Source organism: Companilactobacillus pabuli, from assembly GCF_014058425.1.
Lineage (GTDB): Bacteria > Bacillota > Bacilli > Lactobacillales > Lactobacillaceae > Companilactobacillus > Companilactobacillus pabuli.
This window is the reverse complement of sequence record NZ_CP049366.1, coordinates 752583-777601: the sequence shown is the minus strand read 5'-3', so window position 1 is coordinate 777601 and position 25019 is coordinate 752583. Positions and strand designations below refer to the sequence as shown.

The 25019-nt window shown below is 36.6% G+C and carries 24 protein-coding genes and 1 tRNA gene; 7 read left to right on the top strand and 18 right to left on the bottom strand.

Translation table 11 applies throughout. From position 1 onward, the window contains the following. Positions 1–11: 11 nt before the first annotated feature. The 13 genes from G6534_RS03750 to G6534_RS03690 all read right to left on the bottom strand — a co-directional run bounded on the left by G6534_RS03750 (position 12) and on the right by G6534_RS03690 (position 10778). The gene (locus tag G6534_RS03750; RefSeq protein ID WP_057812090.1) at positions 12–440 is read right to left on the bottom strand and encodes a F0F1 ATP synthase subunit epsilon; all 429 of its coding nucleotides are present in this window, start codon (positions 438–440) and stop codon (positions 12–14) included. Between the two features lie 17 nt (positions 441–457). Beyond that, the gene (atpD, locus tag G6534_RS03745; protein WP_059074474.1) at positions 458–1909 is read right to left on the bottom strand and encodes a F0F1 ATP synthase subunit beta; all 1452 of its coding nucleotides are present in this window, start codon (positions 1907–1909) and stop codon (positions 458–460) included. A 20-nt stretch (positions 1910–1929) separates the two neighbouring features. Further along, positions 1930–2847, bottom strand: a complete 918-nt coding sequence (locus G6534_RS03740) for a F0F1 ATP synthase subunit gamma (protein WP_059074475.1) — start codon at positions 2845–2847, stop codon at positions 1930–1932. A gap of 17 nt (positions 2848–2864) precedes the next feature. Further along, on the bottom strand, positions 2865–4409 hold the full coding sequence (atpA, locus tag G6534_RS03735) for a F0F1 ATP synthase subunit alpha (RefSeq protein ID WP_059074476.1): 1545 nt from the start codon (positions 4407–4409) through the stop codon (positions 2865–2867). 15 nt (positions 4410–4424) lie between these two features. After that, positions 4425–4973, bottom strand: a complete 549-nt coding sequence (atpH, locus tag G6534_RS03730; RefSeq protein ID WP_059074477.1) for an ATP synthase F1 subunit delta — start codon at positions 4971–4973, stop codon at positions 4425–4427. Beyond that, the gene (gene atpF, locus G6534_RS03725) at positions 4960–5481 is read right to left on the bottom strand and encodes a F0F1 ATP synthase subunit B (RefSeq protein ID WP_029606542.1); all 522 of its coding nucleotides are present in this window, start codon (positions 5479–5481) and stop codon (positions 4960–4962) included. The genes atpH and atpF overlap by 14 nt, the downstream gene beginning before the upstream one ends. Before the next feature lie 82 nt (positions 5482–5563). Beyond that, positions 5564–5776 (bottom strand): F0F1 ATP synthase subunit C, encoded by a 213-nt coding sequence (gene atpE, locus G6534_RS03720; protein ID WP_010020175.1) that lies wholly within the window; start codon positions 5774–5776, stop codon positions 5564–5566. A gap of 23 nt (positions 5777–5799) precedes the next feature. Further along, positions 5800–6510: a F0F1 ATP synthase subunit A gene (atpB, locus tag G6534_RS03715; RefSeq protein WP_059074478.1), complete on the bottom strand. Its 711-nt coding sequence runs from the start codon at positions 6508–6510 to the stop codon at positions 5800–5802. Between the two features lie 87 nt (positions 6511–6597). Next, positions 6598–7227, bottom strand: a complete 630-nt coding sequence (gene upp, locus G6534_RS03710; protein ID WP_059074479.1) for a uracil phosphoribosyltransferase — start codon at positions 7225–7227, stop codon at positions 6598–6600. An 11-nt stretch (positions 7228–7238) separates the two neighbouring features. Next, entirely contained in the window at positions 7239–8249 is a 1011-nt protein-coding gene (locus tag G6534_RS03705; RefSeq protein ID WP_059074480.1) for an L-threonylcarbamoyladenylate synthase, read from the bottom strand. A gap of 2 nt (positions 8250–8251) precedes the next feature. Beyond that, on the bottom strand, positions 8252–9133 hold the full coding sequence (gene prmC, locus G6534_RS03700) for a peptide chain release factor N(5)-glutamine methyltransferase (protein ID WP_268750986.1): 882 nt from the start codon (positions 9131–9133) through the stop codon (positions 8252–8254). Continuing rightward, a complete protein-coding gene (gene prfA / locus G6534_RS03695) occupies positions 9078–10175 on the bottom strand; it encodes a peptide chain release factor 1 (protein WP_059074481.1) in 1098 nt (365 codons plus the stop codon). Before prfA ends, prmC begins: the two co-directional genes overlap by 56 nt. A 21-nt stretch (positions 10176–10196) precedes the next feature. Beyond that, on the bottom strand, positions 10197–10778 hold the full coding sequence (locus G6534_RS03690; protein WP_182083153.1) for a thymidine kinase: 582 nt from the start codon (positions 10776–10778) through the stop codon (positions 10197–10199). A gap of 153 nt (positions 10779–10931) precedes the next feature. Between G6534_RS03690 and G6534_RS03685 the strand changes: the two genes are divergently transcribed. Further along, positions 10932–12275 carry a Mur ligase family protein gene (locus G6534_RS03685; protein WP_182083152.1) on the top strand — a complete coding sequence of 448 codons (1344 nt, stop codon included), beginning with the start codon at positions 10932–10934 and terminating at the stop codon, positions 12273–12275. 22 nt (positions 12276–12297) lie between these two features. Here the strand turns inward: G6534_RS03685 and G6534_RS03680 are convergent, their stop codons facing one another. The 3 genes from G6534_RS03680 to G6534_RS03670 all read right to left on the bottom strand — a co-directional run bounded on the left by G6534_RS03680 (position 12298) and on the right by G6534_RS03670 (position 16936). Further along, the gene (locus G6534_RS03680) at positions 12298–13266 is read right to left on the bottom strand and encodes a serine hydrolase domain-containing protein (protein WP_059074483.1); all 969 of its coding nucleotides are present in this window, start codon (positions 13264–13266) and stop codon (positions 12298–12300) included. Positions 13267–13340: 74 nt separating this feature from the next. Beyond that, positions 13341–15215 carry an ABC transporter ATP-binding protein gene (locus tag G6534_RS03675; protein WP_059074484.1) on the bottom strand — a complete coding sequence of 625 codons (1875 nt, stop codon included), beginning with the start codon at positions 15213–15215 and terminating at the stop codon, positions 13341–13343. Continuing rightward, positions 15215–16936 carry an ABC transporter ATP-binding protein gene (locus tag G6534_RS03670; RefSeq protein WP_059074485.1) on the bottom strand — a complete coding sequence of 574 codons (1722 nt, stop codon included), beginning with the start codon at positions 16934–16936 and terminating at the stop codon, positions 15215–15217. Before G6534_RS03670 ends, G6534_RS03675 begins: the two co-directional genes overlap by 1 nt. 97 nt (positions 16937–17033) lie before the next feature. Between G6534_RS03670 and G6534_RS03665 the strand changes: the two genes are divergently transcribed. The 6 genes from G6534_RS03665 (at position 17034) to G6534_RS03640 (ending at position 20676) form a co-directional block, all read left to right on the top strand. Next, complete coding sequence (locus tag G6534_RS03665; RefSeq protein ID WP_182083151.1) at positions 17034–17732, top strand: CPBP family intramembrane glutamic endopeptidase; 699 nt, start codon at positions 17034–17036, stop codon at positions 17730–17732. Further along, positions 17729–17959: a hypothetical protein gene (locus G6534_RS03660; protein ID WP_059074486.1), complete on the top strand. Its 231-nt coding sequence runs from the start codon at positions 17729–17731 to the stop codon at positions 17957–17959. The genes G6534_RS03665 and G6534_RS03660 overlap by 4 nt, the downstream gene beginning before the upstream one ends. 53 nt (positions 17960–18012) lie before the next feature. After that, a tRNA-Glu gene (locus G6534_RS03655) sits at positions 18013–18085 on the top strand. A gap of 191 nt (positions 18086–18276) precedes the next feature. Further along, the gene (nfsA, locus tag G6534_RS03650; protein ID WP_059074487.1) at positions 18277–19014 is read left to right on the top strand and encodes an oxygen-insensitive NADPH nitroreductase; all 738 of its coding nucleotides are present in this window, start codon (positions 18277–18279) and stop codon (positions 19012–19014) included. Between the two features lie 149 nt (positions 19015–19163). Continuing rightward, positions 19164–19988 (top strand): helix-turn-helix domain-containing protein, encoded by an 825-nt coding sequence (locus G6534_RS03645; protein WP_059074488.1) that lies wholly within the window; start codon positions 19164–19166, stop codon positions 19986–19988. 61 nt (positions 19989–20049) lie between these two features. Then, a complete protein-coding gene (locus tag G6534_RS03640) occupies positions 20050–20676 on the top strand; it encodes an NUDIX hydrolase (protein WP_059074489.1) in 627 nt (208 codons plus the stop codon). 43 nt (positions 20677–20719) lie between these two features. Here the strand turns inward: G6534_RS03640 and G6534_RS03635 are convergent, their stop codons facing one another. Both G6534_RS03635 and G6534_RS03630 read right to left on the bottom strand, forming a co-directional pair. Next, positions 20720–22984, bottom strand: a complete 2265-nt coding sequence (locus G6534_RS03635) for an ATP-binding cassette domain-containing protein (protein ID WP_059074490.1) — start codon at positions 22982–22984, stop codon at positions 20720–20722. 129 nt (positions 22985–23113) lie between these two features. After that, a complete protein-coding gene (locus G6534_RS03630) occupies positions 23114–24886 on the bottom strand; it encodes an oleate hydratase (RefSeq protein ID WP_059074491.1) in 1773 nt (590 codons plus the stop codon). Positions 24887–25019 lie beyond the last annotated feature (133 nt).

The following is a 25019-nucleotide window of genomic DNA, read 5'->3' as shown; positions in this document are numbered from 1 at the left end:
AATCCTTTAAGTTAATTTCTATGCGAACTTACGTTAATTCTATTAATAGCCTTACGCAAGGATACTTGAGCACGAGCCAACTCATCAACGTTGTGTTTCTCTTCCGCAACCTTGATAGTATCTTCGGCCTTTTGCTTAGCATATTTTGCACGTCTTAAATCAATGTCTCTAGCTCTCTCAGCACTGTTGGCGACGATTGACACTAGATCATTGCTAAACTCCAAGAACCCGCCATTTACAGCGATTGAATCTTCATGATGGGGCTTATCCACACGACGGACACGGACCTCATCAATAACCAAAGGGGCGATGATTGGAGCATGGTGAGCCATGACACCAATTTCACCATCAATGGTACTTAAAACAACGAGTTTTGCATGATGATCATAAACAACACCATCGGGAGTAACAATATTGACCGTCATAATGTTTTCAGCCATATTATCTCCTCCTATCGTTAATTGGCAACTGCTTGATCAGTATTTTCATCTTGGCCATCAGCTGGTGTCCAGCCCATATCCTTAGCTTTTTCGATAACGTCTTTAATTCCACCAACACCGTTAAAGGCATCTTCTGGAACATCATCGTACTTACCATCTAGGATAGCGCGGAAGTCCTTAACTGTTTCTGCAACAGGAACATAAGAACCTGGTTTACCAGTAAATTGTTCAGCAACACTGAAGTTTTGTGACAAGAAGAATTGAATACGTCTTGCACGAGCAACGACTGTCTTTTCTTCATCAGACAATTCGTCCATACCCAAGATAGAAATAATATCTTGAAGTTCATGGTATCTTTGAAGAACTTCTTGAACTTGTGTAGCAACATCATAGTGTTCTTGACCAACGATTGCTGGATCAAGAGCTGAAGATGTTGAAGCTAGTGGATCAACAGCTGGGTAAATACCTTGTTGTGTCAATCTACGTTCCAAGTTAGTAGTTGCATCCAAGTGGGCGAATGTTGTAGCTGGAGCAGGATCAGTATAATCATCGGCAGGAACATAAACAGCTTGAATAGAAGTGATTGAACCCTTCTTAGTTGATGTAATACGTTCTTGTAGTTGCCCCATTTCTGTAGCTAATGTTGGTTGATAACCAACGGCTGAAGGCATACGACCAAGCAAGGCAGAAACTTCTGAACCAGCTTGTGTAAATCTAAAGATGTTATCGATAAACAATAGAACATCTTGTCCTTCAACATCACGGAAGTACTCAGCAATTGTCAAACCTGTTAAGGCAACACGCATACGAGCACCAGGTGATTCGTTCATTTGTCCATAAACCATGGCTGTTTTAGCAAGAACACCGGATTCCTTCATTTCATAATAAAGGTCATTACCTTCACGTGTTCTTTCACCAACACCAGTAAATACAGAAATACCACCATGTTCTTCGGCAATATTGTGAATTAATTCCTGAATCAAAACGGTTTTACCAACACCGGCACCACCGAACAAACCAACTTTACCACCACGAACGTAAGGTTCGAGAAGGTCGATAACTTTGATTCCTGTTTCAAGAACTTCTGTTGATGTATTTAATTGATCATAAGCAGGTGCTTGTTTGTGAATACTATCTCTTCTAAAGTCAGCAGGGAATTCCTTGCCTCCATCGATAGACTCACCTAAAACGTTAAACACACGGCCTAAAGTTTCTTTACCTACTGGTACAGAAATAGGCTTAGCTGTGTTAAGTACTTCGGCACCTCTTTGAAGTCCATCAGTAGAACTCATGGAAATAGCACGTAAGGCGCCATCACCTAGTTCTAGAGCAACTTCAAGGGTAATCTCTGATCCGTCGTTTTTCTTAACTTTAAGAGCATCATTGATTTCTGGCAAATCTGCATCTAAAGAAAATTCAACATCGACAACTGGACCGATTACCTGAATAACTTTACCTTTGCTACTCATTAATTTGGCTCCTTTCTAAACTATTCAAGTGCAGCAGCACCACCGATGATTTCGGTGATTTCTGTTGTAATTTGAGCCTGACGAGCACGGTTATAATGTAATGACAAACTTGAAATAAGGTCATCAGCATTATCACTGGCACTCTTCATGGCTGTTACAGAAGCGGCATGCTCTGCTGTTTTTGCATCCATCATTGCTCCTAAAACTAAACACTCAATATATTGAGGCACAATTGCAGATAGAACTGCTTTAGGGTTTGGTTCTGTGATGTATTCAGTTGCAACTTGTTGTTCTTCCGGTGTAACGTCATCAGGATCTGCCAATGGCAAAAGTTTCTGATTTGTAAATTCAGAAACTAATGAGTTAACGTGATGATTATGACAAATATCAATTTCATCGAACAATTCTGCTTGATACATTTGTAGAATCGTCTTCATGATTGGAGTGATATCTTTAACCGTTGGAATATCAGGTAAACCACGATATTCATACGATACATCATATCCACGTGCCTTGAAGAATTCTGTTCCAGTAGCACCTAAGGAAATGATAGTAAATTTACTTTGATCACCATGATACTTCTTTTCGAATAATTCCATCATAGCTTTCAAAATATTACTATTGTATCCACCAACAAGACCACGGTCACTAGTAATAACGACGTAGGCAGTCTTTTTGACTTCACGAACTTTTAGAAGACTGTTTAGACTCAATGGATCATCGGAATCATCAGCAACTGATAATTCTTTGAAAACATCTGCTGCCTTCAAATGTCTAACAATATCTTCAACCTTTTTTTCATACAATTGATAAGCAATAGATTTCTTTTCAATACGAGAGAGTTTAGCACCAGATACCATTTGCATGGCCTTTGTGATTTGACCGGTTTTCTTAGTAGAAGAAATTCTTCTTTTAATATCCATAAGGGACTCAGCCATTATTTAAACCTCCTGTATTATTTTTCTGCTTGCTTGCTATCTGAATCTGTTCCTGATTTTGAAGCTAAGAAGTTTTCTGTAAAGTCTTTTACAGCAGCTTTGAACTTATCTTCATCAGGCAATGTACCTTTTTCTTTGATTGTTTGTAAAAGATCTGCATGGTTTGCATCGAAATATTCAGAAAGTGAAGTTTCATATTCTTTAATATTATCTACATCGATCTTATCCAAGAATCCTCTTGTCAAAGCAAACAAAATCAAAACTTGTTTTTCAACAGGAACTGGTGAGTGTACAGGTTGTTTTAGAACTTCTTCTGTACGACGACCACGATCTAGTTTTGCCTTTGTAGCTTCATCAAGATCTGAACCGAATTGAGCGAATGATTCCAATTCATGATATGAAGAAAGATCTAGACGCAAAGTACCAGCAACTTTCTTCATAGCCTTAATTTGGGCATCCCCACCAACACGAGAAACAGAAGTACCAGCATCAATAGCTGGACGTGTACCTGAGTGGAACATATCACTACTCAAGAAAATCTGTCCATCAGTGATAGAAATTACGTTAGTTGGAATATAGGCTGACACATCACCGGCTTGTGTTTCAACAATAGGTAGAGCAGTCATTGAACCGCCACCTAATTTGTCACTCAACTTAGCAGCACGTTCTAGCAAACGTGAGTGCAAGTAGAAAACATCACCGGGATATGCTTCACGCCCAGGTGGTCTACGAAGCAATAGTGATATTTCACGATAAGCATTAGCTTGCTTGCTTAAATCATCATAGACGATCAAAACATGCTTGCCGTTATACATGAAATATTCACCCATTGCAGCACCAGCATATGGTGCAAAGTAAAGCATAGGTGCTGGTTGACTAGGACCAGCTTCAACAACGATTGTGTAATCCATTGCGCCATGCTTTCTTAAGGTTTCAACTTGGGCTCTAATTGTTGATTCCTTTTGTCCAATTGCAACATAGATACAAATCATATCTTCATCTTTTTGATTAAGAATTGTATCAATAGCAATTGATGTTTTACCAGTTTTACGGTCACCGATGATCAACTCACGTTGACCACGACCAATAGGAACAAGTGAGTCAACTGATTTCAAACCTGTTTGTAGAGGTTCAAAAACTGACTTACGTTGCATAACACCGGGTGCAGGTGATTCAATAGGTCTTGTTTTGTCTGTCTTAATATCTCCTTGACCATCAACTGGTTGACCCAAAGAGTTTACGACACGTCCAATCATTGCTTCTCCGACTGGAACTTCCATGATACGACCTGTTCTCTTAACAGTATCGCCTTCACGAATTTTATCGTAGTTACCTAAAATGATAATACCAACATCATCACTTTCAAGGTTTTGAGCCACACCAAAAGTACCGTCTTGGAATTCTAGCAATTCACTTGCCATAGCATTTTCAAGGCCATTAGCACGAGCAATACCATCACCGACGTATGTAACTGTACCTACTTCATCAACTGAGAGTTCATTTTTATAGTTCTTTAACTGTTCTTTGATCAGTGAACTAATCTCTTCAGTTTTGATGCTCATTCTTTTCACCTCGACTTAATTATTAACCAATAGTGTTCTCTTGATGTCATTAAATCTCTTAACAACACTACCATCGATAACTTGATCTCCAACACGGATCACAACGCCACCGATAATAGTAGGATCAACTATTTTCGTTAAATTTACTTTATTTACTGAAAATCTCTCTTTAATTACGGATTCAAGATGACTGATTTGTGCTTCATCCAAGTCAATCGCTGTTTTAACTGTTGCTTCAACGATACCGTTAACTTCATCATATTTTTCAATGAATGCGTCAGCAATATCAGTCACACAGTCCATACGATTGTTGTCAAAAACTAATCCCAAGAAATCTTGCATCAATTCACCAAATTGGCTCTTCAATGTATCCAAAATTTTGATCTTTTCAGTGCGAGAAATAGAACGTCCTGCAAGAGCAAAGCTCAAGCTAGGATTTTCTTCATAGACAGTTTTCAAAGACTTTAAATCTTCAAGCACTTCTTCTATGGAATTTTGTTCTTCGGCTACTTCAAAAAGTGCCTTACTATATCGTTTTCCCACTTGATATTTACTTAGTTTCATTTACCGTCAACTCCTTAATATAAGAGTCGATTAGTGACTTTTGATCGTCTGCATTAAGTTCTTTAGAAATAACTTTTGAAGCAATTTCCAAAGACAAGTTTGCAATGTCATTTTGAGCATCTGACAACGCATCTTGTTTAGCCTTAGCTGCATCAGATTTAGCTCTTTGTCTTAATTCTTCAGCTTCGCTATGAGCATCGGATACGATAGACTTCTTTTGAGTCTCACCGCTTTCCTTTGCTTTATTAACAATTTCAACTGCTTCAGCACGTGAATTTTTAAGAGCACCTTCACGTTCTTCAGCCAACTTTTTAGCACGTGTGCGTTCCTGATCCGCATAATCAAGATCGCCAGTGATCTTTTCAGATCTGGCATCCATCATTTTTGTAACAGGACCCCAAGCAAAATGTTTTACTAAGAGTGCCAAAATGATGAAAGAAATAAGAATGAAAAGCATGTCACCCAAAGCTACTTGACCAGCTCCGAGAACTAATAAACCTGCCAATATTCTTCACTCCTTCCTTTCTAATAAATACATAGCATTAAAAGGCGATCATCTTTAGACATCGCCAAATTTAAAATCGTATGTATTAAACGAAAAGAATAACGAACGCAATAGCAATGGCAATGATAGGAACAGCTTCGATAAGACCAACACCAATGAACATTGTTCCTCTTAATTTATCAGCTACTTCTGGTTGACGAGCCATACCTTCAAGAGTTTTTGAAATAACAAGTCCGTTACCGATTGATGCTCCAAGAGCAGCGATACCAGCTGCAAGAGCTGCCGCAATATCCTTCATAATTAAAAATCCTCCAATAAATGTTATTCTTGTTCCATTTTACGTGAAATATAAACCATAGATAATGTGGTAAATACGTACGCTTGGATGGCTCCAATAAATACAGAAAAGCCTTGCCAAATCATGGCTAATGGCATTGCGCCAATAAATGTCACAGCACCAACGCTTTTGGCAACAGTTCCAATAAGTGCAAGAAGTACTTCACCGGCAAAAATATTACCGTAAAGACGTAGTGACAATGTTAGGAAGTTGGTAAATTCTTCCAGAAGGTTAATTGGTAGTAAAAACTTTACCGGTCTCGCATAATTGGATAAATAACCACCAAATCCAAATTTCTTCACAGCATAATAGTGTGAAAGTAACAATGAAACCGTCGCAAGTCCCATTGTAATTAAAGGATTAGATGTTGGTGACTTAACATATGTGAAACCGTCAATCTTTAGCTGGAAGAATAATCCTAATTGGTTAGAAACGAAAATAAATAGGAATAATACAAACGCGTAAAGATTGAACTGTTTACCTGAACCATCTGGCATTGCCGATTTTACAATACCATTAGTAAAATCAATCATCCATTCAAGTACGTTCTGTGCTTTACCTGGTCTCATTGTGACTTTACGAGATAATGCAAACACCAAAATGAAAACAAGGACTGCAGAGACAAGTACTGACAAGTCATTTGCAACATTGAATCTTAAGCCTAAGAAATCAATAAACTTATACTTATCATCCAATAATAACCCTCCTTTCTTCGCTTATTGAAAACAATTGATACCACAAAATAATAACACTAAATTTTATATATTCAAACAATGAAATTCTTATTTTGTCCCAAATAATCTGTCTCCAGCATCACCTAAACCTGGGAAAATATAACCACTGTCTGTAATCTTTTCATCTAGTGAAGCAGCATAGATATCGACATCTGGATGTGCGTCTTGAACAGCCTTAACACCTTCTGGGGCAGCAACTAGAACAACTAGACGCATATGCTTTGCACCACGTTTCTTCAACGCATCGATAGCCATGTTGGCAGAACCACCAGTAGCAAGCATTGGATCAACGATGAACAATTCACGTTGATCGATGTCGCTAGGTAGCTTTACAAAATATTCATGTGGTTTCAATGTTTTTTCATCACGATACATACCAATGTGACCAACCTTGGCAGCTGGGATCAATTCTAGTACACCGTCAACCATTCCTAAACCAGCACGCAAAATAGGAATAACAGCTAATTTCTTACCGGCAAGCACCTTTTGTGTAGATTTGCCCATTGGTGTTTCAACTTCAACATCCTTTAATGGCAAGTCACGAGTAATTTCATAAACCATTAGTTCACCAATTTCGTTGGCAACTTCACGGAATACCTTTGTACCTGTGTGCTTGTTACGGATAATTGTAAGTTTATGTTGGATCAATGGGTGGTTCAATACTGTAAATTTAGACATTTTAAATCTCCTTAGTTTTTGTAATGTGCATTGCCTGCTGATTTGTTCAAACGGTTGCTGTATGCAACTCCATGACCTTCATCAGGGAAGCCTTGAGCCAAGATGTAATCCATATGGTCAACATCCAATTGACGCAATCCTGCAAATAATTCTTTGGAAGCGCTATAAACATCATCACCCAAAGAAAAAGTAGTGATGTTTTCAGGTACTTCTTTTAGAATTGCATCAGTAGCTAAGACCCCTAACGAAGCATCTTTTTTGCTGTATTCAGCAATCGCTTCTGGAAAGTCTTTGACGTCATCAACAATAATGACTTGAGCGCTTGGCGCATAGTGCTTGTACTTCATCCCTGGTGCCTTAGGAACTTCTGTTGCAGTTACTTTATGATGATCTGAATTGACATTGTCGATAACCTTCAATAAGTCATCTGAATCAATCATCCCTGGACGTAAAATCGTTGGTACATCAACAGATAAATCAATGACAGTCGATTCTACTCCCAATTTAGTTGGACCATCATCTAAGATAGCTGCAATCTTACCATGTAAATCGTGGTAAACATGTTTTGCTAAAGTTGGACTAGGCTTGCCACTTGTATTAGCAGATGGACCTACAATTGGTTTGCCAAAAGTTTTAATAAGATCCAAAGTCGCCTTATTATTAGGCATTCTAAAAGCAGCAGTCGTCAGTCCCCCTGTAACTGCCTTAGAAAGTTTCCCAGGTTGTATTGGCATAATGATTGTCAATGGACCCGGCCAAAAAGCTTTCATTAGCTTCTGGGCCAAAGGTTTGTAGCTGTTGTCGGCATATTCCCAGACCATTTCAGGACTAGCAACATGGACGATCAAAGGATTATCGCTTGGACGTCCTTTAGCAGCATAGACATCTTTGACTACATCAGGTCTTGTCGCGTCAGCACCTAAGCCATAGACAGTTTCAGTTGGAAAAGCAACTAGTTGTCCTTTGGCTAGGAAATCTGCAGCTTCTTGAATCTGTGTATTCTCTAGTATCTCAGTTTCCAATACTACATCTCCTTTTTAGCTTTTAGATATCGGTAATTCCCACTTATATCTTTATGAAATTCTACAACATAATTAGGTAAATTATCACGAAAAATCGCTTTTATTGCGTTTTTTTGTCGAAAACCGAACTCCATATACAAAATACCATCATCAGAAAGATAATTATCGATCTGTTGCGTAATATTCTCATAGAATTCTAACCCATTATCCTTCCCATATAAAGCCAAATCCGGTTCAAATTTAATAACACTTGGATCCATGTCCTTTTTTTCGTCTTCAGCAATGTATGGTGGATTGGAAACAACAATATCAAATTTTTGCGGATCAATTGATTTAAATAAATCACTTTGCTTAAAAAAGACATTGTTCGTTTGATAATTATCGGCATTTAACTGTGCCACTTGTAGAGCTTCTTTTGAAATATCAGTCGCCAAAATATCGTCTTCAGGAAACTCAATTCCTAAAGTTATCGCAATTATTCCTGAGCCTGTTCCAATATCACAAATCGACAAATCGTTCTTTGGATGTTCATCAATAATTTGTTGAACCATTTCCTCAGTATCATTTCGTGGAATCAGTACGTTCTCATTAACAGAAAAGTTACGATTCATAAAATATGCATATCCTAAAATGTATTGCACTGGCTCATCCATCCCTAGACGCATCAACCCATCACGAAACTTCCGCATAATATCAGTCGGAACTTCATCGTTTCGATGCAATTGTAGCTGGGTATAGTTAAAACCACTTAACTCTTCCATTAAGTACTGTGCATCTTCAGGAAATTTATTTTGGCTTTTTAACACAGAAAAAGCCCTTTTCAGGGCGTTAGAATAGCTTAGCTTCTCCACTTTGAATTTGCTCCAACTTTTGAGCTTGGTCATGAACGATCAAGGCATCAATTATTTCTTCTAAATCACCATTCATAACACGGTCAAGTTTATTCAAAGATAGACCGATACGGTGATCGGTAACACGGTTTTGTGGATAATTGTAAGTTCTAATACGTTCAGAACGGTCACCAGTACCAACAGCAGATTTACGTTGTTCATCGTATTCATTTTGATTTTGTGATTCATAGTAATCATAAACACGAGATTTCAAAATTTGCATAGCTTTTTGACGGTTTTGTTGTTGTGAACGTTGATCTTGCATGGCAACAACGATACCAGTTGGTAAGTGAGTCATACGAACAGCAGATGAAGTCTTATTGATATGCTGACCACCGGCACCAGATGAACGATAAACATCAGTTCTAATGTCTTTTGGATCAATATCAATATCTACTTCATCATATTCAGGCATTACTGCCACAGTAGCAGTTGATGTATGAACACGACCTTGAGACTCAGTTGAAGGAACACGTTGTACACGATGAGCACCATTTTCAAACTTAAGTTTTGAGTAAACTTTTGTTCCTGTGATCATGACCGCAACATCTTTGTAGCCACCGACTTCAGTATCAGTTTCATCGATGATATCAAAGCTCCAGCCTTGTTTTTCAGCGTATTTACTGTACATAGTCAATAAGTCCGCAGCAAACAAACTAGCTTCGTCACCACCAGCGGCACCACGAATTTCCATGATAATATTCTTATCGTCATTAGGATCTTTAGGAAGCATCAACAAAGTAATTTGATGTTCAACTTCATCAATTTCTTTCTTGGAACTTTCTAATTCATCCTTTGCCATTGCTTCCATTTCAGGATCATCAGTTTCACGAAGAATTTCGTCACTGTCACTGATGCTTTGCTTTAGTTCTTTGTAGTGCTTGAAAGCAGCAACAACATCACGCATGTCAGCTTCTTCTTTTGAGTAAGCCATATAACGTTTTGTATCGTTGATAACTTCAGGATCACTCATTAATTCTTGAAGTTCTTGATATCTTTCAAGCAATGTTTCTAGTTGTTCAAATATTTTATCCAACTCAACTATCCTTTCTTATTATTAATTTTCATCAAGCATTGGAGGATGGTTATAGTGACGACGGCAAACTGGATAGTACATTTCATTGCCACCGATCACAACCTGTTCACCATCATAAACTGGTTTACCATTAGCCATACGCATATTCATTGTAGCTTTTTTTGTACAGAACCAGCAAATAGTCTTCATTTCTTCCAACTTATCTGCGTACAACAAAAGATACTTTGTACCTTCAAATAACTCATTTTTGAAATCATTCTTCAAACCGAATGCCATAACGGGAATGCCTAAGTCATCAACAACTTGAGTTGCTTGTAGGACTTGGTCCTTAGTCATAAACTCACATTCATCAATCAAAACACAAGATGCATTAGGATTTTCTTTTTTAACAATTTCATAAACGTTGGAATCATCTTTCAAAGCAATCGCATCACGATTTAAACCCATGCGACTTTCGATTTTTCCATGTCCAGAGCGAGTGTCCAAAATACTAGTCATTAAGATAACTGACTTGCCTTGTTCTTCATAGTTATGGGCTACTTTCAAAATCTCAATCGATTTTCCACTATTCATAGCACCATATTTAAAAAATAATTGAGCCAAATTTACGCCTCCAAAAATATGTCCTTCAAGATTATAACGAAAAAAATGGCTCTTGAACACAGCAAAGATTTCCCATTTTCAATCAAAAACGGATAAAATATAGTTCAGGTATGATAATATATTTTTAATTAATTCAATTTGGGGTTTTTATTAATGACATTTAAATCAAGTATAGCAACAATTACAGGTAAAACATCATATTTTATTTTGAGCAAATTTTTTAATGGTGGCTCTTCATATCCCGGAAAAATTGCTTATAAAATTGATCCAGATATTTTGAAAAGTCTTGGTAAGGATTACGATTTGATTGTCGTTACGGGTACAAACGGGAAAACTTTGACAACTTCTTTGATCAATAAGATGTTGATTCAAAAATATAACGACGTCTTAACTAATCCAACCGGTTCCAACATGATTCAAGGAATCGTTACTAGTTTCGTTACCCATCACAAAACGAGCAAGAAGCCTTTGGCAGTCTTGGAAGTTGACGAAGCCAACGTCCCTATCATTTGTAAGTACATCAAACCAAAATATTTCGTCTTAACTAACATTTTCCGTGACCAGATGGACCGCTATGGTGAAATCTACACTACTTATCAAAAAATCGTCGATGGAATCAAAATGGCACCAGATGCCACAGTCATTGCCAATGGTGATGCTGCTATCTTCTCTTCAAAGGATTTACCAAACAAGTTTATCTACTACGGTTTCTCTGATAAAGGACATGAAAATGAAGATTTCAAAGCACCAACCAACACTGACGGTGTCTTGTGTCCTAAGTGTAATCACATCATTCACTACCACATGATTTCTTATGCTAATCTTGGTAGTTATTTCTGTCCTAACTGTGGTTTCAAACGACACGAATTAAAATACCAAGTTACAGACATTTCAACCTTGCTCCCTAACAAAACTGAATTTGAAATCGATGGTAACAAGTTCACGATGAATATCGGTGGAAAATACAACGTTTATAACGCTTTGGCCGCATATGCAGTTGCTTCAGAAATGGGTATCAGCGTTGAACAAATGCAAAAAGCTTTCACTTACGATGAAAAAGTCTTTGGTCGTCAGGAAACTATCAATGTTGATGGCAAAGACGTCAATATTATTCTAGTTAAGAATCCCGTTGGCTTGAATCAAGTTATCGAAACTGTTCTCAGTGACAAAGATCCTTATACTTTAGCATTCTTGTTAAATGCTAATTACGCTGACGGAATTGATACTAGTTGGATCTGGGACGCCAATTTCGAAGATTTTGACTACGACAAATTGCCGCTAGTTATCACTGGTGGTAAACGTGTCAAAGATGTCACTTATCGCTTTAAGATTGCCGGTTTGGATATGAAGAAAAACAAAGAAACCGTTAAAATTGAAGACTTCGTTAAAGAAATTCCAAATATTCCAACAGATAAAATTTATGTCCTAGCAACTTACACAGCCATGCTCAGTTTACGTAAGAGTTTAATGGAAAAAGGATATATCAAACAAAAATAAAAGCAGCCTAACGGCTGCTTTTTTATTTGCTCTCATTTAAAAACGAATTCAAAATCGTTTCACGACGTTCCAAAAAAATCTGATTGTGTTCAATTGGGTGAACTCGATTCGTCAAAACTACCATTGCATTTTGGTGTTGATAATCTAAGGCTATGAAATGTCCCGTATAACCCGTATGGAACAAAACATGTCCTGAACCATCAGGTTTGACGTCCCACCCCAGTGAACGTCCTGGATTTAATTCCGTAAAATTGCGATACAAAAATTTCTTATCCGGTTTCAGCATATCCTTGGCAAACTTCATGACGTCAGCCAAACTGGCAAACATCCCTGCTGAGCCGCAACGTTTACCTAATTGGCGAGCTTTAGGATCATTAGGCACACCATAAAGCATTTGATTGTCGACTTCATACGTTGGAACACAATCTTTAGGATTAGGGTCAAATGTGGCATCTTTTAATCCTTCTGGTTCAACGATGTATTTCATAATGGCATCTTGAACAGGCATTTGACAAACTTGTTCAATCACCAAACCTAGAAAAATCAAACCGGTATCCGTATATACGACTTTTTTGTTGAAAGTGTCAGTTACTGGCAGTTTAATCAAAGCTTGAATCAACTGGTCACTGTTCAAAGAATCACGATCAGGAATGTAGCCATGAATTCCCGAAGTATGCGTCAACAAGTGAAATAATTCGACCCGATCATCAGAAAAAGCTGGTAAATATTTTTTGATTGGATCATACAAATCAATCTTTTTTTCATTTATCAATTTAATAATCAACGGAATTGTTCCCATAACCTTCGTCAAAGAGGCTAAATCGTGCAATTCTGTACCTCTGAGCGGTTTTATTTCGGGACGCCATTCCTTATCACCATAAATATATTTATTCGTCTGAGAGGAGTTTATAAAGCCAAAACTGACTCCTGGAACGACTTGTTTATTAACTAGATCAATAATTTGAGCTTTGGTTTCTTCAAAATTTGCCATAGTTACCTCTCCTACTGAAAAAATAAAAAAAGAACGTGCTACAAAAGCACGTTCTAATTATAAAGCTTATATTTTTACATTGCGACATTTCCAGCAAATTGTGAATTGTAAAGATCAGCATAGAAACCATTCTTTGCCATAAGTTCTTTATGATTACCAGTTTCAACAATTGAACCATGGTTCATCACAATAATCTTATCAGCATCTTGAATAGTTGAAAGTCTGTGAGCTACAACGAAACTTGTCCGATTCTTCAATAGACGTTCCATCGCATGCTGAATGTGCAATTCAGTTCTCGTATCAACTGAACTAGTAGCCTCATCCAAAATCAAAATTTCTGGATCAGCTACGAAGGCACGAGCAATAGTAATCAACTGTCTTTGACCTTGAGAAATATTTGAAGCTTCCTCATTCAGAACAGTGTCATAACCTTGTGGCAATTGACGAACAAAGTTATCCACATGGGCAGCTTTAGCAGCTTCAATAATCTCTTCTTTAGTGGCATCTTCACGACTGTACTTCAAATTGTCATAAATACTACCAGTAAAGAGCCAAGTATCCTGAAGCACCATAGCGTAGTGACTTCTAACTTCTTCACGGGTCATATTACGAACATCTTTACCATCTAGCTTGATTGAACCGCCACTGACATCGTAGAAACGTTCTAGCAAGTTGATGATAGTAGTCTTACCAGCACCAGTAGGTCCAACGATAGCAACCATCTCGCCTGGTTTGACTTCAAGATTGTAGTCTTTCAAAAGAATTGGACTACCTTCATAACCGAATTTAACGTGATCCAAAGTAACTTTGTCATCAGTTTTTACATCAGGTACATCGACCTTAGTATCTTCCATTTCGGGTTCATCCAAAATTTCAAAGACACGTTCTGCTGAAGCAATCGTTGCTTGAATCGTATTAGTTAAGTTAGCTAATTGAGCAATTGGTTGTGAAAATTGATTCATATATTGCAAGAAAGCTTGAATATTACCAAGTGAAATTCCACCATTGGCAACTTGAATACCACCATACATAGCTACGAAAACATAACCTAAGTTGTTCAAGAAGTTCATCATTGGCATAACGATACCAGAAATCAATTGAGCTTTCCAAGAAGCTTTGTACAACTTAGTATTTTCTTTTTCAAATTCTTCAATTGATTCTTGTTCGTGATTGAAACTTTTAACAACAACATGTCCAGAATAATTTTCTTCAACTTGATTATTCAAAAGTCCTAATGAATCCTGTTGACGCTTAAAGAATTTTTGTGATTGAGGTGCAATGATCCCAACCACAATCAAACTCAACGGAACGGTTGCTAAAGCAATCAAAGTTAATTTCCAACTAATCGTCAACATCATCCAAATGATACCAACAAAGGTAACCGAACTAGTTACTAATTGGGTCAAACTTTGTTGCAAAGTACCGGCGATATTATCCATATCGTTAATGGCACGAGACATGATATCACCATTAGAATGAGAATCGTAGTAGTTAATTGGCAATCTTCTCATCTTGCCTTTTAAATCACGTCTTAATTTGTAAACAGTTCGTTGTGAAATTCTTGTCATAACGAATTGTTGAACGAAGTTAAACAACGCTGAAGCTAAATACATCATAATAACAATGAAAATGATGTGTTCAATCTTGTCAAAATTAATTGGCAACCCATTGATCTTAAAACCAGCTTTTTGTTGCGCTACACCAGTCATTAAACCTTTATAAATCTCGGTAGTAGCTTCACCCAAGATCTTTGGAGTCTTGATTTGGAAAACAGCTGAAGCAATGGCCAAGGCCAAAACGACAATAATCCCAACCACATAAGTTGACATGTATTTTGCTAAACGACCAGTGGTCTTCCAGAAATTCTTAGGTTTAACAACGATATTAGGACCACGACCAGGACCGTGTCCTACTGAAGGTGATTGTGTTTCATTTTTCTTTTCAGCCATTACTTATCCTCCTTCAGTTGAGATTTAATAATTTCTTGATAAGTCTTATTATTCTCTTTCAATTCTTGATGAGTACCTAATCCGACCATATCACCGTTATCCAAAACAACGATTTGATCAGCATCGGCAACAGTTGAGATACGTTGTCCAACAATAACGACAACCGCTTGACTAATTTTTTCATCATTTCTCAAAGCTGTTCTCAAATTCAAATCGGTCTTGAAATCAAGAGCTGAGAATGAATCATCAAAAACGTAAATCGAAGCATCTTTGACTAGAGCACGAGCAATTGCTAGACGTTGTTTTTGACCACCAGAGAAGTTATCTCCACCTTGTTCAACTTCACCATCTAGTTGACCATCCAACTCTTTAACGAAATCAGCAGCTTGGGCAATTTCTAGTGCATGCCAAATCTCATCATCAGTCGCATTTTCTTTACCATAAGCCATGTTTTCACGAATAGTTCCTTTGAAGAGAATTGCCTTTTGTGGAACCATGGAAACTTGACTATTGATGTCTTCAGTACTCAAAGCTTTGACGTCAGTTCCGTTGATACTTACGACACCAGTTTCAGCATCATAAAATCTAGGAATCAAATTGATCAAAGTACTCTTACCGGAACCAGTACCACCGATAATGGCTAGAGTTTGGCCTTTAGTAACTTTAAAGTTTAAGGTATTTAAAGCCAATCTTTCGGCACCATGATATCTAAAGTTAACATCATTAAAACTCAATGATGGTTCATCCTTTAATTTGGCAGGTTTTGCAACGACATCGATCTTACTCTTAGTTTCAAAGACCTCTTGAATACGAGCAGCAGATGCAGAAGCACGTGGTACGAAAACGAAAACCATTGAAAGAATCATAAAACTCATTAAAATTTGCATAGCATAAGTCATGAAAGCAATCATATTACCAATTTCCATTGATTGATTAGCAATATAATGTGCCCCCAACCATGTAATACCAACATTAGTCCCACTCATAACTAATGTAACAACCGGAAACATAACGGCAACGATACTAAATACTTTGACAGCATTGTTAGTATAATCTTCGTTGGCTTCCTTAAAACGATCTTGTTCGAATTGATCTTGTCTAAAAGCACGAATAACACGTACTCCTGTTAATCCTTCACGAAAGACTAAGTTCAACCGATCAGTTTTCTTTTGCATAGCTTTAAACAATGGCACAGCAAAGAACATGACTAATCCCACAATGATGATTAAAACTGGAATTGAAATCAAGAAAATTTTTGTCATTTCGGCATTCTTTTGATAAGCCATGAAACTCGCACCAATCAACATAATCGGTGCCATGATCATCATTCTCAACATCATAATCATTACGTTTTGAATTTGAATAACATCATTAGTTGTTCTAGTTGTTAATGAAGATGTTTCGAACTTGTCGAATTCATCATGCGTAAAGTATAATATTTTCTTAAATAAATCGGATCTTAACTTCCGACCCAAACCTTGTGAGGCTTGTGATGCCATCAAAACATTTCCAAAAGCGGCAATGGCTGTAATCAACGATACGACAACCATTTCAATACCGGTATGTATGATATAATCCGTATCACCAGTAATTACACCTTTATTGACAATGTCTGATGTAAGATTAGGAATATATAACGTTGCAACGACTTGGAAAATCATAAAAATGACCGCAGCAAGTACTTGCCAGTTATTAATCCGACCTCTAGCAATCTTAAACATTTATTCACTCCCTTTAAAATTGACTAATAGCATTATAGTATTAAAGCACTAATCATCAAAAAATTCTAATAATTATCCCAATAAAGGTGGTATTTTAATGAACAATACAAAAAATACTTATCATCCTATAAGAGTTATACTTCACATTATAGCCTTTTTAGCATTATTTTTAATGGAACAATTACCGTTAAGTGTTCTGACTTTGACAAAAAAAGAATTAGGCACCAAGTATTCATCCTACATTAAAATGGCTCCATTGGTAACTTTGATTCTATTGATAATCGCTGCAACCGTCATTATCTGGACCTTCAAAAAAGCCCAAAAATTCCCAACTTCAAGCTTTACTAAGGGTACTTGGATTATCATAGTAATTGCAACCGTTTTAACTTTTATAATTAATATCGTAACGTTACCATTTATGAAAAGTAGCAATGAAAACGTCGAAGCGTTACAACTAGTCGCTAATAATAGCATGATTATTTTAATAATATTTACTATTTTTGTAGCCCCGATATTAGAGGAAATTCTTTTTCGAGGAATTTTTATGAACTGGTTTTTCGTTGATCATCCCTTAATCTCGGTCATCATCAGTGGTGTAATTTTTGGTTACGTTCATGCACCTTTTGGCGGTAACACTGATTGGTTCTATGCACTATCAAAAATTTTATTGGGAGTCATCTTAGCTGGTGTTTACTATCGAACTAAAAATATTAAAGCTAATATAACTGTTCACTTCCTAAATAACTTTTTGGCAATTTTAGCAGGAGCGGTGGCTTCAGGGGTTATTCTTCTATGAGAAATAATAAAAAGAAATTTAATGAGATTTATCAAGATTTATTACGCAAAGTTGTCATGTTCGGTGTTTTATCAATGCTCTTATTGGCCAGTGCAAGAATAACCGGTTGGATAATTATGGAATACGCTGGATTTATTAGTGCTATTTATACGATTATTTTGATTGGTATGATGATCTATGTCCTAATTATTAAGACCAAGGACGAGAATAATCATAAAAAACAATAATTCTTATTGACAGATTTACCTAATTACGGTTAAAATTATGGGTGTTGTTTAATTGCCCGTTGGTCAAATGGTTTAAGACGCCACCCTCTCAAGGTGGAGTTATGGGTTCGATTCCCATACGGGTGATTTGAGAAATTTCGTTAGCTGTTATATCGGTTGAAAAGACTGGTATAACAGCTTTTTTGTTTTTAAATATATTTTTCATTCGACTAAATTTGCAACTCTGGTTAGTCAAAAACTTAGTCAAACACAATTTTACTTTAAAATGTTATGATACAAAAACAAGTAAAATTATTTTCAAAAAATGAGGGAATAAAATGAACCAAACTATTGAAAACTTAATCAAACACGTATCAGTACGGGATTTTAAAGATGAAACAATTAGTGAAAATATAAAAGAAGAATTAATTAAAGCCGCTCAAAGTGGATCGACTTCTGAATTTGTTCAGGCTTTCTCAATCATTGAAATTACCGATCCTGACCTACGTAACCAATTATCAGATATTACCATCAGCTCACCACACGTCAAAAAAGCTGATACTTTCTATATTTTTATAGCTGATCTTAACCGCCAAGCTACTATGCTCAAACAACATAATCAAAGTTTAGATAGCATTAAGAATATGGAATCGCTACTCGTTGCTACTGTAGATACTACTATCGCGGCCCAAAATATGGCTGTTGCTGCTGAATCTATGGGATTGGGGATCTGCTATATTGGAAGCATTCGTAACAATATCAAGCAAGTTGCTGAATTACTAAATCTTCCCAAATATACTTTCCCACTTTTTGGAATGACCATTGGTGTTCCTAAGGTACTTAACCAAACTAAGCCTAGACTTCCAATGTCAAACCGAGTTTCAAAAAACACTTATGATAATCAACTTTTCAACGATTTATCTACCTATGATAAGGAAGTAAAAGACTATTATTCTAATCGAAAAACTAATCCTCAAGATACGACTTGGACTGAAAAGAACTTAACTATTTTCAATCACGTTCACCGTCCAGAAGTCGCTGACTTTTTGTTGGAACAAGGTTTCTCACTTCATTAAATTATAAAAAGCTATTTCCGGATTGCGCTGGAAATAGCTTTTTTTGAAATATTTACAAAAAAATTACACAACTTTACATTAATTGAACAGAAAATATACACTCTTTCTATATTATCTAATCATAGAAATAAATAGTGGGTGTTTATTATATGAATAATTTAGGTGATATCTTACGAGAAACTCGACAACAACAGCAATTGTCACAAAGTGAAATTTCCGAAGATATTTGTTCGCAATCGACTCTCTCAGAAATTGAACATAACAAATATATTCCCAATACACAACTACTGATTAATCTTTGTGAACGATTAGCAGTTGATTTTGATGACCTTTGCTTAGTAGGAAGTTTTCAAATTTGTCGTGAAAAATATTTCAATCAAAAAGCTGCTAGTTTTTACCACAAGCGTAACTATCAGCAATTACAAGCTTTTTTGAATCGCCCTACTGTTTTAGAAATGGTTCAAAATGATCAACAAACACAAGCCTATTACTTTTATTTGGCATTGTGTTCATTACATCTTGATCGAGGTTTTGACAAAGCCAAAGAGTATCTCAAATTATCTTTAGCATGTTCAACCAACGGTCGTAAACAATCTACTCTAACCCGATTAGGCAATATCACTCTAGCTTACGTCTATGCTCAACAGGGACTTAAAACCTCTACCTTTGATCAAATAAAACTGGCATTTCGCCATCTTGAAAAATCAAATTACAATGAAAATTTAAATTTACTATTTTATATTGCCGCATTATCTTATTTTCACATTTCCAAATTCGACTTGGCCATTCAAACTTTAGAAAAAGGTATTAAATTTGCCCTTTCCAATGATTCTCACTCCATGATGATCAATAGTCTTTATTTGATGGCAAACATTGCCGAAATGGTTAAGGAAGAAAATGTCGGTTTAACGATTAAAAGCTACAATATTTTCAATTCTTTCATTAGACAACCGCTTTATGAAGAAGCAACTTAATGTAATCGATTTCTAAAGATTAGTCTTCTAATGATATAATCCAATTAAAGGCGGTATAAAAATGGATGATATTGAATTACTAATCGAAAAATTACAAGCAATTGCTCAAACTGGCAAACATTACAGTAAAGATGTCTTCGATCGTGAACGATATGACCAATTAGAAGACGTCTCAAAACAACTAATCACTAAATTAGTTAAGAATCCTTCTCAAAAACGGCTAAATATTTTCTTTGATGCCGATACTGGTTACGTTACTCCTAAAGTTGATATTCGAGCAGCAACCTTTAGAGATAACAAGATTTTACTAGTTCGTGAAAAAAGTAGTGGTGAATGGTCAATCCCTGGTGGTTGGGGCGACGTTGGCTATTCTGCTGCCGAAATTGCTGTCAAAGAAACTTTCGAAGAAGCGGGAATCAAAGTCAAACCTAAACGTATGATTGCTATCAAAGACATGCAAAAAAATCACTACCCTAAGAAAAATCTCAATTACGTATATAAATTATTTTTTGAATGCATCCCTACAGAAGACGACATTCACAGTGGTGTAGAAACTTCTGATGTTAGATATTTCACCTTAGATGAAGCTTTAAAGTTAAATTTATCTTTGGCTCGAAATATGCCAGATGATTTCAAACGTGCTTTTGCATGTCACAAAGCTGATAATTGGGAAACTTACTTTGACTAAAAAATGCCTAACTAAATTTTGATAAATTCAGTTAGACATTTTTTTAGTCAATTAAATTTTTTAAAGCAACCCCAGTTCGTGATTTTGAACATTTCATACTATCTTCAGGCGTACCTTCAAAACAAACTTTACCACCATATTTACCAGCATCAGGCCCCATATCTATTAACCAATCAGCTTGAGAAATAAGTGATAAATTGTGCTCGATTAAAATTAAAGTGTTGCCATTATCAACAAGTTTTTCAAATAGATCAATCAAGCGTTTCGTATCATTCAAATGCAAACCTGTGGTTGGTTCATCTAAGAAATAAACACTGCCCTTGTGGTCTAATTCCATTGCCAATTTAACTCGTTGCACTTCTCCACCAGAAAGTGTCGTCATTGATTGACTCAAATTCAAATATCCTAAACCGACCTTTTCAAGTAAGTCGACTTTTTTCAAAATATTAGGAACGTCTTTAAAGAAGTCCAAAGTATCATCAATTGACATGTTCATTACTTCAGAAATATCTTTGCCATGATACTTGTATTGTAAAGCTTCTTGACTGTATCTTTTCCCACCACATAATTCACAAGTTTGAATGACGGGATCCATAAAAGCCATTTCAGTTATCGTCACGCCTTTACCTTTGCAACGTGGACAGGCACCTTTGCCGTTATAACTGAATAATTGCGTTGAAACTTTATTTGCATTAGCAAAAAGCTTTCTCAAAGGATTTAAAATATTCAAATAAGTTGCAGGAGTCGAACGAATATTTACCCCAACGGAATCTTGACTAAGGTCGACATAATCCACTCCTGACATTTGTCGCTTAAATGCATCAACTAAGGTACTTTTCCCTGAACCAGCTGGCCCAGAAACAACCGTCAAAACTCCCTTAGGGATCTTAGCACTAACATTATTCAAATTATGCGAGGTCACATTTTTCACATTGAGCCAATCCGCAGTTGTTCTAGGTTGACGGAATTTTACGGGAGTTCGCAACATTTGTCCAGTAATAGTCTTAGATTTCAATAATTCGGAATAAGTTCCCTTAAAAGTAACCGTTCCGCCACCTTTGCCGGCTTTGGGTCCAATTTCCACCACATAATCAGCTGCCGAAATAATTGCCGGATTGTGGTCGACTAGAACAATCGTATTACCTTGATCTTTCAGTTTTCTCAGTGACTTTGTAATCAATTGAATATCATGTGGATGAAGTCCAACACTCGGTTCGTCTAAAACATAAACTAGATCTGACAAAGAACTAGTTAAATACTTAGCGATTTTGATTCGTTGTGCCTCACCGCCAGACAAAGTATCGGTTCCACGATTCAAAGAAAGATAACCTAAACCAATATCTACCAATGACTGAACCTTACTCCGAAGTTCACGAACCATTGTTTTAGCCTTGAAATCAGTAATACTATCTAAGAATTTTAAAACATTAACTAAATCCATCTCACCGACTTCAGCGATATTCTTGCCTTCAATCTTAGCAGTCAAGGCTTTACTATTTAAACGAGTTCCGTGACACACTGGACAAGTTTTTCTCGTGACAATTTTTTCCAATGCGGCTTGATGATGACGACCGGAAGCACTGTGAATTACCGAGCGAAGCATTCTTGGTACCAAGCCTTCATATTGAGCAGTTCTAGCCCAAGTTTTGGGAGGATTCTTCAATTTTTGTTTAGGAGCATGCATAAACATTTCATACTCCTCTTTGGAATAATCCTTGATTTTTTTATCAAGATCAAAGAGACCGCTGTTACCGTACTCTTTCCAACGCCACGTTCCCGGTTGAAAACCAGTAAACGTCATTGCACCCTCATTCAGTGATTTATTAGGATCAATCAATTGACTCTCATCAACATCATCGACGAACCCCAAACCCTGACAATTAGGACACATCCCTTGAGGCAAATTAAAGGAAAACCATTCAGAATAACCTACCCAAGGTTGACCAATTCGTGAAAACATCAGTCGCAAAACTGAATAAATCCCTGTATAAGTTGCTAAAGTAGACCGAGAATTACGTCCAATTGGCTTTTGTTCAACTACTATTGCCACTGGTAAATGTTCGATACTGTCGAATTGTGGCTGACCATACTTAGGTAAATACTGTTGCGTAAAGCTCGGAAAGGTTTCATTTAATTCCCTTCGAGAGACCGCCGCCAAAGTATCAAAAACTAAGGAAGATTTACCTGAACCCGACAATCCAGCGAAAACAGTCATCTTATGCTTAGGAATATCTAAGTCAATATTTTTCAAATTATTTTCTCGTGCACCATGAATACTGATAGCACCATTTTTGAATAAATCAGTCATATAAAACTCCTATTTTAGAAATATCATTACAATAGTAATTTTACTCCTCATTAATTTGACGGTATATTCATAGGCCTTATACAAAAAAACTCATTAACGCCCAATTACGCTAATGAGTTCATTTATTATCTACAATAAATGTGCATCTTTCATCAATTCTTCAATGTAAGTTCCATGGATTTTCTCCATAACTTTCTTTTCTACCATACGCTCTTTGAATGGCAATTTAATATCTTCTAGTTTCTTCTTACCATCTAAGTAGTAAATAGCTCTCAACAATACTCTGACATCAAAAGCTGAGCCAAAGACTTCTGGAACACCACGATCAACGTCAAGTAAAGTATAGACAGCTTCCATAGCGGTTCTGACTGAATATTCAGTTGTAAAGACAGTGTCACGTTCAGTTTCCGCAAAGTTTCCAATAAAGGCTAAATTCTTAGAGCCCTTTGGAACTACTAGTGGACGGTCGCCAACTTTTCTAGGCATAAAGTAAGAAGTGATATATGGCATATGAGCCGGAATCGTATTGGCATGATTCTTAGCAATATCCTCAATCTTATCAGTTGGCACACCGATATGATACAACCATTCTTCACATAACTCGTCACCGCTACATTCCGTAATCTTCTTGTGAACAAAATTACCCGGTTTGTCAGAGAACAATCCATAAACCCAAACAACTAATTCATTATCTTTTTGTCTCTTGAAGTGTTTTTGACGACTGATTGAATATCCGTACAACCAATTTGAATCCTTAATAGTTACTGGTCCACTTGTTACGATTGAGCCACTATGAGGATCTTTTTTACTGATACTTTCGATATATGGAACTACTTGGTCATCAGTCAAAGTAATAGTCCCAGAAATTACCCAGTTTGCTTCAGGAATATTCTTGCAAAAGACATCTGGATTACCAAAAGCTGAGTCTTGTTTAGCCAAATTCTCCCAAAGTGACCAGCTGCTACCTAATTCATGTTCAACTGGTGCTGGATGAGTCTTATCGCCATAAGTAGTACTTTCAGTGATTGAACCATTAGTGACAAAGACTAAATCATTTTCAGTTAACTTGATAGAACTGTCCTTGCCATCAGTCGTCATTTCAATCTCTGTAGCTACTTTACTATCACCAGAAGTATCGACGTGAATGTTTTCAACGTGAGTATTGTAAGTAAATTGCACACCTTTATCTTCCAAAAATTTAACCATTGGTTGAATGAGCGATTCATATTGATTGTATTTAGTGAATCTCAATGATGACAAATTAGACAATGAATCGATGTGGTGACAAAAGCGCATCAAATAACGTCTCATTTCCATTGCACTAGCCCATGGCTCAAAAGCAAACATCGTTGACCAATAGAGCCAGAAATTAGAATTCAAGAAATCTTCTGAAAATACCTCATTGATCTTTTTACCGTCCAAATCTTTTTCTGGTGTCATGACCAAATCGAGTAATTCTTGAACTGCCTTAGGAGTCAAAGTCAAATCTCCCTCAGTTGGTAATTCTTTTCCTTGCTCTTGAATGACACGTCCATGAGAATAACTAGGATCTTTTTTATTCAACCAATAAAATTCATCTAAGACTGATGCATCCGGATTTTCTAAAGATGGAATTGATCTGAACAAGTCCCAGAGGGTTTCAAAATGTGGTTCCATTTCTCTTCCACCACGGATAATGTAGCCTTTTTGTTCATTCCAAATACCGTCCATACTGCCACCAGGTAAAGCTAACTCTTCTAGAATATGGATCTTATCAGGTTTCATTTGACCATCACGAATTAAGAAAGTTGCGGCAGCCAAACCGGCTAAACCTGAACCAACGATATAAGCAGACTTATTGTCAACTCCAGCTGGTTTCATTGGTTTTGCAAATGCTTCATAATTTCCATTACTTCTATACATAAGAACCGCCTCTTGCTACATAAATTTATTTTTGTAATTGTTTACACATAGAATATAGTTCCATTAATCAAAATTTACAATAGTAAAGTTATGTATTTTGAGACAGAATAGAAAAAGAGTGTTATTTGCGATA

Excerpts from the sequence above, each read along its gene's own strand:
- G6534_RS03675 (WP_059074484.1), bottom strand. The coding sequence starts at position 15,215 with ATGGCTGAAAAGAAAAATGAAACACAATCACCTTCAGTAGGACACGGT.
- G6534_RS03665 (WP_182083151.1), top strand. The coding sequence starts at position 17,034 with ATGAACAATACAAAAAATACTTATCATCCTATAAGAGTTATACTTCAC.
- G6534_RS03750 (WP_057812090.1), bottom strand. The coding sequence starts at position 440 with ATGGCTGAAAACATTATGACGGTCAATATTGTTACTCCCGATGGTGTT.
- upp (WP_059074479.1), bottom strand. The coding sequence starts at position 7,227 with ATGTCTAAATTTACAGTATTGAACCACCCATTGATCCAACATAAACTT.
- G6534_RS03640 (WP_059074489.1), top strand. The coding sequence starts at position 20,050 with ATGGATGATATTGAATTACTAATCGAAAAATTACAAGCAATTGCTCAA.
- G6534_RS03685 (WP_182083152.1), top strand. The coding sequence starts at position 10,932 with ATGACATTTAAATCAAGTATAGCAACAATTACAGGTAAAACATCATAT.
- G6534_RS03680 (WP_059074483.1), bottom strand. The coding sequence starts at position 13,266 with ATGGCAAATTTTGAAGAAACCAAAGCTCAAATTATTGATCTAGTTAAT.
- G6534_RS03635 (WP_059074490.1), bottom strand. The coding sequence starts at position 22,984 with ATGACTGATTTATTCAAAAATGGTGCTATCAGTATTCATGGTGCACGA.
- atpE (WP_010020175.1), bottom strand. The coding sequence starts at position 5,776 with ATGAAGGATATTGCGGCAGCTCTTGCAGCTGGTATCGCTGCTCTTGGA.
- atpA (WP_059074476.1), bottom strand. The coding sequence starts at position 4,409 with ATGAGCATCAAAACTGAAGAGATTAGTTCACTGATCAAAGAACAGTTA.
- G6534_RS03645 (WP_059074488.1), top strand. The coding sequence starts at position 19,164 with ATGAATAATTTAGGTGATATCTTACGAGAAACTCGACAACAACAGCAA.
- G6534_RS03630 (WP_059074491.1), bottom strand. The coding sequence starts at position 24,886 with ATGTATAGAAGTAATGGAAATTATGAAGCATTTGCAAAACCAATGAAA.
- G6534_RS03740 (WP_059074475.1), bottom strand. The coding sequence starts at position 2,847 with ATGGCTGAGTCCCTTATGGATATTAAAAGAAGAATTTCTTCTACTAAG.
- atpD (WP_059074474.1), bottom strand. The coding sequence starts at position 1,909 with ATGAGTAGCAAAGGTAAAGTTATTCAGGTAATCGGTCCAGTTGTCGAT.
- G6534_RS03670 (WP_059074485.1), bottom strand. The coding sequence starts at position 16,936 with ATGTTTAAGATTGCTAGAGGTCGGATTAATAACTGGCAAGTACTTGCT.
- G6534_RS03660 (WP_059074486.1), top strand. The coding sequence starts at position 17,729 with ATGAGAAATAATAAAAAGAAATTTAATGAGATTTATCAAGATTTATTA.
- prmC (WP_268750986.1), bottom strand. The coding sequence starts at position 9,133 with ATGACCAAGCTCAAAAGTTGGAGCAAATTCAAAGTGGAGAAGCTAAGC.
- nfsA (WP_059074487.1), top strand. The coding sequence starts at position 18,277 with ATGAACCAAACTATTGAAAACTTAATCAAACACGTATCAGTACGGGAT.
- atpH (WP_059074477.1), bottom strand. The coding sequence starts at position 4,973 with ATGAAACTAAGTAAATATCAAGTGGGAAAACGATATAGTAAGGCACTT.